This window comes from Affinundibacterium flavidum (assembly GCF_014284175.1).
Lineage (GTDB): Bacteria > Pseudomonadota > Gammaproteobacteria > Burkholderiales > Burkholderiaceae_D > Undibacterium > Undibacterium flavidum.
On sequence record NZ_JACOGA010000012.1, the window covers coordinates 77,785 to 89,965 of the forward strand.

The 12,181-nt window shown below is 46.0% G+C and carries 9 protein-coding genes; 5 read left to right on the forward strand and 4 right to left on the reverse strand.

The annotated features are described in order from the left end of the window. Positions 1-35: 35 nt before the first annotated feature. Positions 36-599 (reverse strand): hypothetical protein, encoded by a 564-nt coding sequence (locus H8K55_RS13830; RefSeq protein WP_186942648.1) that lies wholly within the window; start codon positions 597-599, stop codon positions 36-38. A 556-nt stretch (positions 600-1,155) separates the two neighbouring features. Here H8K55_RS13830 and pgmB point away from each other — a divergent pair. From pgmB to H8K55_RS13850, 4 genes are all read left to right on the forward strand, one after another. Next, a complete protein-coding gene (gene pgmB, locus H8K55_RS13835; protein WP_186942649.1) occupies positions 1,156-1,806 on the forward strand; it encodes a beta-phosphoglucomutase in 651 nt (216 codons plus the stop codon). Between the two features lie 61 nt (positions 1,807-1,867). Continuing rightward, positions 1,868-4,180 (forward strand): family 65 glycosyl hydrolase domain-containing protein, encoded by a 2,313-nt coding sequence (locus H8K55_RS13840; RefSeq protein ID WP_186942650.1) that lies wholly within the window; start codon positions 1,868-1,870, stop codon positions 4,178-4,180. Positions 4,181-4,622: 442 nt separating this feature from the next. Next, complete coding sequence (locus H8K55_RS13845) at positions 4,623-6,257, forward strand: alpha-amylase family glycosyl hydrolase (RefSeq protein ID WP_186942651.1); 1,635 nt, start codon at positions 4,623-4,625, stop codon at positions 6,255-6,257. Positions 6,258-6,325: 68 nt separating this feature from the next. After that, a complete protein-coding gene (locus tag H8K55_RS13850) occupies positions 6,326-7,045 on the forward strand; it encodes a thiol:disulfide interchange protein DsbA/DsbL (RefSeq protein ID WP_186942652.1) in 720 nt (239 codons plus the stop codon). A gap of 317 nt (positions 7,046-7,362) precedes the next feature. Here the strand turns inward: H8K55_RS13850 and H8K55_RS13855 are convergent, their stop codons facing one another. The 3 genes from H8K55_RS13855 to H8K55_RS13865 all read right to left on the reverse strand — a co-directional run bounded on the left by H8K55_RS13855 (position 7,363) and on the right by H8K55_RS13865 (position 10,513). Next, positions 7,363-8,487, reverse strand: coding sequence for a beta-ketoacyl-ACP synthase III (locus tag H8K55_RS13855; protein WP_186942653.1), 1,125 nt, complete (start codon positions 8,485-8,487; stop codon positions 7,363-7,365). A 216-nt stretch (positions 8,488-8,703) separates the two neighbouring features. Continuing rightward, positions 8,704-9,324: a YitT family protein gene (locus tag H8K55_RS13860; RefSeq protein ID WP_186942654.1), complete on the reverse strand. Its 621-nt coding sequence runs from the start codon at positions 9,322-9,324 to the stop codon at positions 8,704-8,706. Positions 9,325-9,526: 202 nt separating this feature from the next. Next, on the reverse strand, positions 9,527-10,513 hold the full coding sequence (locus tag H8K55_RS13865; RefSeq protein WP_186942655.1) for a tetratricopeptide repeat protein: 987 nt from the start codon (positions 10,511-10,513) through the stop codon (positions 9,527-9,529). Between the two features lie 321 nt (positions 10,514-10,834). Here H8K55_RS13865 and H8K55_RS13870 point away from each other — a divergent pair, with 321 nt between their 5' ends. Next, positions 10,835-12,154, forward strand: coding sequence for a hemolysin family protein (locus tag H8K55_RS13870; protein WP_186942656.1), 1,320 nt, complete (start codon positions 10,835-10,837; stop codon positions 12,152-12,154). Positions 12,155-12,181: the final 27 nt, after the last annotated feature.

Sequence of the window (12,181 nt, forward strand, 5' to 3'; positions counted from 1 at the left end):
TTCGGTTGGCGGATAAACTTTTCTAGTTGATTTTTTTAAGGTTTGCGCCGGGCAACTCCAATAAAGAAACGTTGCCAAGAGTTGGATTTTTCACTAAAAATTAAAAATTCCTTGATAACCGATCCATCAGCTTGTTTTGAGTAGATACCTTTGAAGAGTGAAGACGCGGCTCCACTGTTTGGAAAAATACGACCTTCTAAAACAAAGCTGCCGTCGTCTCTCATGCCGCCAGAATAGTTGATATGGAAGTCCGCACTCATCCAAACTTGTTGCCATTTTCCTGAAGATGGGTCAACAAAGTTCATTCCTGTCCCGGTGGCACCAGAAAGTTCTTTCCAGTCTTCAAGAATCAAACAGCCTTGGCCGCGACTACTATAATGCTGGTCTGCTATTTTGATTCCATTTTGCGTAAAAAACTCCCAGTCTCCTATTAAAAAATCAAGGTCGCGAAATGGAGGCAGTTGACTTGAACAATTTGTGCTTGCCTGTTGTTGGCTGGTATTTTGTGGGGGATTATTGACCGCGTTGACTAGCTGAGAATGGCTAAGTAGCGCAAAGGAACAGCATAGAGTTGCAATAATTTTAGAGATAGTTTTCATAGATGCTCCGCTTTGTTAATTTGATCATGAAAAGGTATTCATAGTGCTTGGTTATGACAATCTGCATTTGACTAACAACTCTTCATCGTTTTGGATCGCGATGTTATTCCAACCAACTGTCTTGACAGTTGGCACGAGCGCACGAAGCGACAAGCATGAACATTAAGGCTATTACGCATTTCATATGGTCTCTCTTGGTTTTGAAGCGAGAAAGAAAAGCTAATATAGAAATTAAAAAACGCAATGATACTTCAATCGTATAGGAAGACATACAAAATTTGTACCAATTTTTGATCTATAGAAAATCGGCATAACAGCATTCATACTACTTATTGTTAGCTGCATAATAAGTTGCTCCGTAATCTCGAATGAATCAAAATTATCGGAGTCCACAAAACAACAAAATCTCGTATTCTTTTCTTTACTTTTCAAAGCGCTTTGAATTAAACTTTGAAACAATCCAAAGCGCTTTGAATTTTGATCTTGAAAATCCCTCAAAATCACTAGAAACCATTAATTCAGCGCCTTTTAATTTTTTCAGAATACGAGTAAACCTATGAAACCAGCCTGCATTTTCGACCTCGATGGCGTGATTGTGGATACCGCGAAGTATCACTATCTGGCTTGGAAGCGTTTGGCGAATAGTTTGGGTTTTGATTTTACTGAGCACGACAATGAGCAACTCAAAGGTGTGAGTCGAATTGAGTCTTTGAAATTGATTTTGCACTTAGGCGGCAAAGAGCTCGATGCAGCGGAATTTGATGCGGCTTTGGTACGTAAGAATGGCTGGTATCTGGAATACATACAGCAAATCGGACCGGAAGAAATTTTGCCGGGAGCGGCGGAGTTTTTGAGTTCGGTGCGCGAGCAGGGCATGAAAGTGGCTTTGGGATCAGCGAGTAAAAACGCGGTTTTGATCTTAGAGCGTATCCAGTTGCTCGATCAGTTTGATGCGATTGTCGATGGCAATAAAGTTAGCAAGGCCAAACCTGATCCTGAAGTGTTTTTAAAAGCAGCGGAAGAATTGGCGGTGCCAGTCAGTGATTGCATCGTGTTTGAAGATGCGGTGGCAGGTGTGCAAGCTGCGCGCAATGCGGGCATGAAGGTGGTCGGCATCGGTAGCGCGGTGGTGTTGGACCAGGCGCATTTTGTGTTACCCAATTTTGCGGGTTTGAGTGTTGCGGATGTGTTGGCGCGCTTTGCCTGATTCAAAAAAAATAGTGAATGAAATTAGTTAACAAAATATATCAAAGACGGACAAAACAGCAATGAGAGATTACATCAAAAAAGACCCGTGGAATATTATCGAAGAAGGCTTTGATCCTGCTTTGAATCGTATCTCCGAAAGTATCTTTTCGATAGGCAATGGCAAGATGGGCCAGCGCGCTAATTTTGAAGAAAAATACAGTGGCAACAGTCTGCGCGGTAGTTATGTGGCTGGCGTCTATTACCCTGACAAAACCCGTGTCGGCTGGTGGAAAAATGGCTATCCAGAATATTTTGCCAAGGTGCTCAATGCGACTAATTGGATAGGTATTAACGTCAACGTTGATGGTGAAGAACTCGATCTGGCAACGGCGAGTGTGGCGAATTTTAAGCGCGTCTTGAACATGCAAGAAGGACTCTTGCAGCGCAGCTTTGTGGCGACGCTGGCATCAGGCAAGCAGATCGAAGTACAGTCTACGCGTTTTACTAGCATTGTTGATACGGACAATGCGGTGATTCGCTATACGGTCAAGGCATTGAATTTCAGTGGCAAACTCAGTTTCACTCCTCTATTGGACTTGAATGTCGTCAATCAAGATTCCAATTACGATGAACAGTTTTGGGTAGAAATTTCGCGTACTGCGGAAACCGGTAGCGCAGCGATTACGGGCGAAACAAAGAAGACAGCATTTCATGTAGCGACAGCATTTTCATTATCTTTGGAAATCGATGGTGCACCTCAGGCTTTGCAAGCTGAACCTGTATCGAAAGAAAAATTTGTCGCGAATGTCGTGCATGTTGATATCGCACAGGGACAGTCTGTCAGCTTGATTAAATACGTCGCCGTGATTTCATCGCTCTATGCAGAGAAGGCGACGATACAAACCACAGCACAAGCAAGTGCAGCGGCTGCTCAGGCAAAAGGCTATGAACAAATGCTGAGCGAGCAGCGTGCAGCATGGGCGAAAAAATGGGCAGAATGCGATATCACTATCGAAGGCGACGTCGCTGCACAGCAAGCAATTCGCTTCAATATTTTGCAGATGAATCAAACCTATACCGGCGAAGATGAGCGCTTAAATATTGGTCCTAAAGGTTTCACAGGCGAGAAATACGGCGGCGTGACTTATTGGGATACCGAAGCATATTGCTTGCCGTTCTATCTGAAAACTGCGGACCCCAAAGTAGCGCGTCAATTGCTCGTGTATCGCTACAAACATCTTGGTCGCGCGATCGAAAATGCCGCCAAGTTGGGCTTTAAACATGGCGCGGCTTTGTATCCTATGGTGACCATCAATGGCGAAGAATGCCATAACGAATGGGAAATTACCTTCGAAGAAATTCACCGCAATGGCGCCATGAGTTTTGCGATTTACAACTACATCAATCATACGGGTGATGTTGGCTACTTGGCAGAATATGGCTTGGAAGTCTTGATCGCAATTTCTCGTTTCTGGCGTCAACGCGTGCAATGGTCAGATCGTCGCAATGGCTACATCATGTTGGGTGTGACGGGGCCGAATGAATACGAAAATAACGTCAACAATAATTGGTATACCAATTTGCTGGCGCAATGGACTCTGAATTACACCCGTGAGTCTTTAGCGCAAGTCAAAGCCAGTGATCCTGTGCGCTATGCTGAAATCGTAGCGAAGACCCAGCTAGGTGGACACGAAGACGAAGAAACGATTTGGGCCGACGTTGCTGCAAAAATCGTTTTGCCAGTGGACGCGCCAACTGGCGTGTTTATCCAGCATGATGGCTTTATGGATAAAGAATTGTTGCCGATGTCAGCGATTCCTAAGGGCGAATACCCTATTCATAAAAATTGGTCATGGGATAGAATTTTGCGCTCTTGCTATATCAAGCAAGCCGACGTTTTGCAGGGAATTTACACCTTTGAGGCGAACTACGATAAAGAGACGCTGAAGAAGAATTTTGATTTCTATGAACCACTGACGGTACATGAGTCTTCGCTGTCGCCATGTATTCATTCTATCTTGGCGTCGTCGCTCGGCTATGAAGATTTGGCGTACAAATTTTATCTGCGGACTGCGCGTTTGGACCTCGATGATTACAACCATGATACCGATGATGGCTTGCATATCACGTCGATGGCAGGCACTTGGATGTCGGTGGTCGAAGGCTTTGGCGGTGTGCGTGTACAGCAAGGTGTATTGCATTTAAATCCTAGTTTGCCTAAGCAATGGCAGGGCTATTCTTTCCGTATTACCTTTCGTGGTGCCTTGTTGAAAGTGACCGTTTCTAGTGGTTCTATCATGATAGAAAATGAATCGGATGTGGGTTTGAGTTTGCAACTGACAGGTGCGGAAAAGCAAGTGGCTGCTCGTCAGATTTTGACGGTGGCGCGGTGATGTGCTTTGTGTTGATACTGATATAAAGGCAAACGTCAAGGTACAACGAATATTCCCTCCCCTTCAAGGGGAGGGCTAGGGTGGGGATGGGTTTAAGGTTCAAGATGGAAGCGCCGTAAAATAGCCGACAATAACCCATCCCCATCCCAACCGTCCACCGCGCTACTTGCAAGTAGCTTAGAAATTCTTGGCGCAAAGCGTGCTTTGCGAAACACCAAGAATTTCCCCTTGAAGGGGAAGGAGTAAAACCAGAATTTCTTGCTCACATCGGAGGGGAAAATAATTCGATGATGAGTTTCGGCTCCCTCCTTGCGTGAGTAAGTGAGGGGCTTTTTTTATCTGGGATGTTGGTGTGTTTTCGTGATTTGTCAGGTGGGAACTAAGTTGTCAATGACGGGTCAAATACGTTCTTTATTATTGCGAAATAAGTTATGGCAAAGCAATGAAAAATTTCACTGCAAATAAAACAGACTGGTGGCGCGAGGCTGTGATTTATCAGGTCTATCCGCGTAGTTTTAACGATAGCAATGGTGACGGTATTGGAGATTTACCAGGCATCACCGAGAAGCTTGATTACATCGCCAGTCTGGGCGTTGATATCGTTTGGATTTCACCTTTTTTCACTTCGCCGATGAAAGACTTTGGTTATGACGTTGCCGACTATTGTGATGTCGATCCTTTGTTTGGCACGCTGGCCGATTTTGATACGCTGATTGCGCGTGCGCATGAGCTGGGTTTGAAAATCATGATCGACCAGGTCTTGTCACATACTGCAGAAAGTCATCCCTGGTTTGCTGAAAGTCGCAGCAGCAGAAATAATCCTAAAGCCGACTGGTACGTGTGGGCCGATCCGCAAGCCGATGGTACGCCGCCGAATAATTGGTTATCGATATTTGGTGGCTCTGCGTGGCAATGGGATACGCGTCGTTGCCAATACTATCTGCATAATTTCTTGACCAGTCAGCCGGATATGAATTTTCATCATCTTGCGGTGCAAGATGCGCATTTGGAAAACATGCGATTTTGGCTGGAACGCGGTGTTGATGGTTTTCGTATGGATGCTTGCATTTATCATTTTCATGATCAGCAATTGCGGAACAATCCCGTTGCAGCGAAGCAAAATACAGTGAACGTTGCGGCTTCTAATCCGTATGGTATGCAGGCGCATATCTACGATAATTCGCGTCCAGAAAATTTAGCATTTTTGGAGCGCGTGCGAATCTTGCTCGATGAATATCAGGCGATCTCTATAGGAGAAATCGGTGCCGATGATGCGCTTGAAGTGATGGCGCAATACACCGAAGGTGGTAAGCGTTTGCACATGGCGTATAGCTTTAATTTGCTGACCGCCGAGTTTTCGGTAGCGCATATACGTGCACAAGTAGAAGCCTTTGAAGCGCGCGTGAAAGATGGTGGTGCATCGTGGTCAGTTGGTAATCATGATGTAGTGCGGGTGCAGACGCGCTGGGGTGGCAAGTCGGCTGGACCTGCTTTCGCCAAAATGATCATGAGCTTGCAATTGATGTTGAAGGGTACTCCTTGTATCTACCAAGGCGATGAGTTGGGACTGAGCGAGGCGGAGCTGGCTTATGAAGATTTGCAAGATCCGGTGGGGATTACTTTTTGGCCCGAGTCAAAAGGGCGCGATGGTTGTCGTACGCCCATGCCTTGGGATGCTGATCAGCCGTATGTGGGGTTTTCAGATGCGAAGCCTTGGTTGCCTGTGTCCATGGAGCATGTTGCTTTGGCAGCGAGCCAGCAAGAGCTTGATCCAGATTCTGTGCTGAATTTTGTGCGTAAAGTGATGCGCTGGCGTAAAAGTATTCCTCAGCTATTGCGTGGCGATATCCATTTTTACGATTTACCCGAACCTCTATTGGCCTTGAGTCGTGACTTGGAGGGGGCACCCAGCGTGTATGCGGTCTTTAATTTGTCCGCGCAAGTGCAACAAATAGACTGGCCTTTGATACAAGATGCTATCGTTTTGTCGGGGCATGGCTTAGTGGGGCAGAAAGACGGCGCTAGCTTAAGCTTGCCCGCCTATGGTGCCTGGATAGGTTTGAAACGACGTGGCTGATAGATTGTAGAGATTCCGTTTATACTGCGACTTTCAATTTCATTAGACTATTTTTTGGGATAAAAGCTATGCAAAATAGTGTGGACGCACAATGGAAACGTCGCCGCTTCTCACAATTCATTGCCGTCGCGGGATTGGGGTGCCTGAATTTGAATCTGGGCATGAATGTACAGGCGTCTATCGTCAAACCTGAAGTAGGTCGCGAGTACACGGTTTTGTCAGAAGTGCAGAGTACTGGTTCCAGCTCTAAAATCGAAGTGATTGAATTCTTCGCTTACTATTGCCACTTCTGTTATGGCTTAGAGCCGACCCTTGCTGAGTGGGTAAAAAAGCAGGGTGACAAAATCAATTTCAAACGCATCCATGTTTTGAATCCCGGTGTGGAAACGCAACAAAAATTATTCTTCGCGCTCGATGCCATCGGTAAGGCAGATGAATTGCATAACCAAATCTTTGACGCCTATCACGTGCAACGTAATCGATTGATGACGGATGAACAGGTGCGTGATTTCATCAACAAAACTAGTATCGATAAAGCAGCATTTTTTAGTGCGTATAACTCATTCACAGTGAAGACCAAACAAGGTCGTTCGCAACGGGTGATGGCTGATTATGAAGTCAGCTCTTGGCCGACTTTAATTGTCGATGGACGCTTCCACACCTCACCGTCTATGGCCGGTAATGAATATGGACGGCCATCTGAAGAGCAAGCGAATCAGGCTTTATTGCCAGTCTTGGATTGGCTGATTGCGAAGGCGCAAAAAGAGAAGGCTGGTGCTGGCAAATGAATTATGGGATGGATGGCGAGACGATTAGTGCTTGATAGATTCAAGATAGCGCGATGCGAAATATACTGATAATTTTCTCCCATTAAAAGTATAGATATATAACAAGTTGAATAGTCAGTGAAAGTATTTGTCGTCGCTCCTGCGTAGGCAGGAGCCCAGTGTCTTTGCTTGCTTAACGAACGTCACTGGATTCCTGCCTACGCAGGAATGACACACTTTCACTGTTTTATCGTTTCTTTCATGATACTGAAGGATTTGTGTTGATGCCTATGCCTTCAAAAGGGGGCGGGCGATTCAAGACTTCAAAAAACAGCTGCTTAGTTGAGCTTCTTCACCACCACACAACCTATCGAATAACCCGCACCAAACGAGCAAATAACACCTATCGCATCTTTTGCTAAATCATCCTGATGCTTGTGAAAAGCAATGATAGAACCTGCAGAAGACGTATTGGCGTAGGTGTCCAAAATGGTTGGTGATTCCTCTGTGCTGGCATCGCGTCCCAAAATCAAACGGGCGATCAGCAAATTCATATTCAAGTTTGCCTGATGCAGCCAGAAGCGTTGAATTTTGTCCACTTCTAATCCTGCTGCCTGCACGGTAGTTGTGATAGTTTCCGCGGCCATAGGACAGACTTCTTTAAACACCTTGCGACCTTGCTGGCGGAATAATTTGTCGGCTTTACCAATACCGCTTTCGTCGGCACGATTTAAGAAACCAAAGTTGTTGCGGATATTATTTGAAAATGCCGTTTTCAGTTTCATCCCCAAAATGCTGAACTGATGTGCTGAGGTCGCTAGATCTGCGCGCTCTAAAAGAATCGCCGTGCAAGCATCACCAAAAATGAAGTGACTATCACGATCACGCCAGTTTAAATGACCACTGGTGATTTCTGGATTCACGACTAAGACTGCGCGTGCCTGTCCACTTTGAATCGCACTCATGGCAGCCTGTATGCCAAAAGTCGCAGACGAACAAGCCACATTCATATCGAAGCCATAGCCATCAATCCCGAGGGCGTTCTGAATCTCGACCGCCATCGCTGGATAGGCACGTTGCATATTGCTGGCTGCACAAATTACCGCATCTACATCCGCTGCTGTTCTACCGGCGCGCTCTAAGGCTTGCTTGGCAGCCGCGACTGCCATTTCACACATGATCGACGGCTCATCATCGCTGCGTTCAGCGATATGTGGCACCATGCGATTGACATCCAATACGCCAGCTTTGTTGACTACATAGCGCGATTTAATGCCAGAAGCTTTTTCAATGAAGGCTTCGCTGGATGTTTCTAGCGCTGCAATCCCGCCAGCTGCAATCGCGGTAGCATTGCTTTGATTGAATTGCTCGACATAGGCATTAAAGCTAGCGATGAGTTCTTGGTTGGAGATGGATTCGGTGGGCGTGTAAAGACCGGTGCCGCTGATGACGACTTGATTCATCTGGGTTTCCTCGCTGGGTTTCTGGAGTGGAGTGAAGGATAGCACTGCTTCTGTCGGCGGTGCTTAGCTCACCGATTTTACACAAGTATTTTGTCAGCACTGCCTTCGCCTCGAGAACTTAGAGGATATCCTCGAAACTTTCGTTGCGCAAATCTAGGCAATAGGGCATCAGGATAAGCATCAAAATCGGCATGACGATAGGAATCACAATCGGCATCACACGGCCAGATAGCGCCCTGGGCGATGATTGAGCATGATCGCCAAATTCAAGACCACCGCACCAATCACAGAAGCCAACATTGCCATGGGCGATACCAGTAAGAACGAGGCGCATACAATACACAGATCAATGCCCATTTGCATTTTGCCCGCACGAATGCCATGTTTTTCTTGCAAATACAGCGTCAAAATATTGATACCACCCAAACTAGCTTGATGTCTGAATAGCACAATAAAACCAACACCCATCAAGGAGCCGCCTATCATTGCGACATAAAAAGGTGTCAATGCGCTCAGTTGCACCATCTTAGGATGCAGACCTGACATGACAGAAACTAAGGCGACAGAAATAAAAGTCTTGAGCGTAAAACGCCAACCCAACCGTTTCCAAGCCAGCCAATAAAAGGGTAGATTCAACACAAAGAAGACTGCGCCAAAAGATAAGTCAGTTGCATAATGAATCAGAAATGCCAAACCCGCCGTGCCGCCAGTAAATAAGCCAGCTTGATTAAATAAGGCGACACCCAGCGAGACCAATAAGGTACCGGTAAAAATCGCCAGCACATCTTCGAAAAGATTATGAGGCACAGCAACAGGTGGGCGTGGCGGGGTGGACATCGCAGTTTTCATAAAGGCAAACTTGGCTAATCGACTGATTTGAGAGGATTCTCAGTCCACATTGTAGCGGTGTCTTGCGCCTGACTTGGCCACGTTCCTGGCCTATTCAGGGTTTACTTGATGCTTGTCAAAGCGAATGCAGGGAGGGGGCGGGCTCAGGGGGAGCTCGTTGATTTAAGCTCCCCCCAAGACTAAACAAGATTTATGACTTCAAGGCTTTCAATTGATCTTCTACTTCCGATTTAATCTTCTTAGATAGTTCAGGTTTGAAACTCAAAGCTTTTTCATAGGCAGCGATCGCTTTGACTTTATCGCCTAGTGTTTGCCATGCTTTGCCTATGCGATAAAGTGCATTTGCGCTGGCATCAATCACCACGGATTTTTCTAAGAATGGCAGCGCATCTTTTGCTTTTCCTTGCTCTTGCAAAGTCTTGCCTAAACCATAAAATCCCAGCGATGAATCGGGAAAACGGTTACATAATTCACGGAAGACTTTTTCTGCCTCCGTCATTTTTTTATCGTTGACTAAGGCGTGTCCAATATTCGACAGTACATTGCGTTGATGCTTGGCGAGCGCCTCTGAGTTGGAGGTGTTAACCGCCAGGGCAACAGAAGTTGCGCGCTCTATATTTTCCTCATGTAAATCGAGTGAAGCTTGTAGCAGTGCGCCTGCAGCAGGGCTGTATTTAATGGTTTCGACGATAAAATCTTTGGCTTTGCCTGTGCCGCCACCGACGAAGCTAGGCGCTTGTAAATAGAATTGCATCAAAGAGCTGCGTGCGCTGAAGTTCGATGGATCGAGTTCGATGGCTTTCTTGAAGGAGTCGCGAATCTTGCCGACATAACTGATGGCAGACATGACGCCACCGCGCATTGCTTTAGTGCCCAGCGTATTGCCTAGCGCTTCCTGACATTCGGAGTTTTTGGGATTGGCAGCAATGCATTGCTCGGCGAGTTTGACGGCTTCGTCAAGGCGGCTTTCTTTGCCTTCTATTAATATGAGTTCTGTTCGTGCGACTAAGGCATCTGGATTGTTGGGCTCACTGCTGAGTTTAGTGCTGGTGGCTTTTTCGACTTCGGCATATTTTTTTGCCTTAATTAAAGCTTCATACTCGTGAGCTTGGCTGATTTGTAGAGAGCTGATGCTCAATAGTAAGAATACAGCGGAGAGTTGGTATTTTGTGTTCATTGTTTAATCCCATCTAGAGCGACATGTGAAAGCAAAAACTGGTGCAAATTGTGAAGCGATGTGCAGTGTCAATTTTGTATTAACGCTTGTCAATCAAAATGCGATGACACAGAATTTAACAATGATGAAATGACGGAAAAGCGGAATGAAAGGAGTGCAATTTTTCTGATTGAGATAATTACCGAATCGACTTTATGGGAATTTTTAATGTACCTTGACCGGCAATTTGGGGGGATAGCTTATGCGGCAAGTTGGTTTTGCCACAATCTTGTCGTATTTCTAGGGTAAAGTAGAGCTTGGTTTATTTTTGAAAGTCCGGCGTTGGATAATATTTTGTATATCGTGGCAGCATTGTTTCTGGTGTTGCTCAATGGTTTTTTTGTGGCGGCAGAATTTGGCTTAGTCAAACTCAGGGCAACCCGAGTACGTAGCCTGGCCAAAGTCGGTGGATTTCGTGGCCGCTTACTTGTTGCTGTACATCAAAATCTCGATGCCTATCTTTCTGCTTGTCAACTCGGTATTACGCTGGCATCGCTAGGTTTAGGTTGGGTCGGTGAGCCCGCATTCGCACGTATCTTAGAGCCTTTGCTGACCATGGTCGGTATTGATTCTGCCGAATGGATACATCGCATTTCCTTATTTTTCGCGTTTTTCGTGATCTCATTTTTGCATATCGTAGTTGGCGAATTGGCGCCAAAATCGATGGCGATCCGTACGCCTGAACGAGTTTCCTTGTGGACTGCGCCAGCTTTGTATTTGTTTTACTGGACGATGTTTCCGGCGATTTGGGTATTGAATAAAAGCTCCAATACCGTCTTATCGTGGTTGGGCTTGGATGCCAGTCATGGCAGTGATTCGCATTATTCTCCCGAAGAGTTGAAAATGATTTTGCGTGGCAGTCATGCCAGTAAAAAACTCACACCGGATGAATGGAGCATCATGGCGCAGATGCTGGATTTCGGCGATCTCGAGATTTCAGATCTAATGCGCCCTATTAATGAAGTCGTGGCGATGTATAAGGATGTGAGTCTGGAAGAAAACATGGCGACCGCGGCACGCAATCGTTTTAGCCGTTATCCGTATATCGATAGTGACGGAGAAACTGTACTTGGCATGTTGCACTTGAAGGATTTGTTTTTGGCGCAGCAAAGCGGTAAGTCTCTAGATGATCTTAGCAAGCATTTGCGCCATGTTGAATATGTGCCACCGAATACGCCTGCACTTGAATTATTCCGTCGTTTCCGTAAGGGAGCGCCACACTTCGCCATGGTTGGTTATCGCGATAGTAAGCCGGTAGGTTTTTTAACTTTGGATAATCTATTGAGCGCCTTGGTCGGACAGATTCGGGATGAGTTCCGTCAAAATGATAACGACTGGACGCTGCTCGATGATGGCACCTTGATTGGTAAAGGTAGCCTACCATTATTTACGCTGGGAATTGCTTTAGGCATCGATCTTGATAGCGAAGAAGTTGAATCCATCGGTGGATTGATTATGCATGCGCTCGGTGATCTACCAGAGGAAGGCCAAAAGATAGAATTCCCGCAATTTGATGTGGTGGTGAAAAAGATGAATGGCCCACGCATCGTGTTGGTACGTGTGCATCCTAAAACAGGAGAGCAGAGCGATACACTGGATTGAGCTTGATTGATGGGGCAAAGCGAAGTT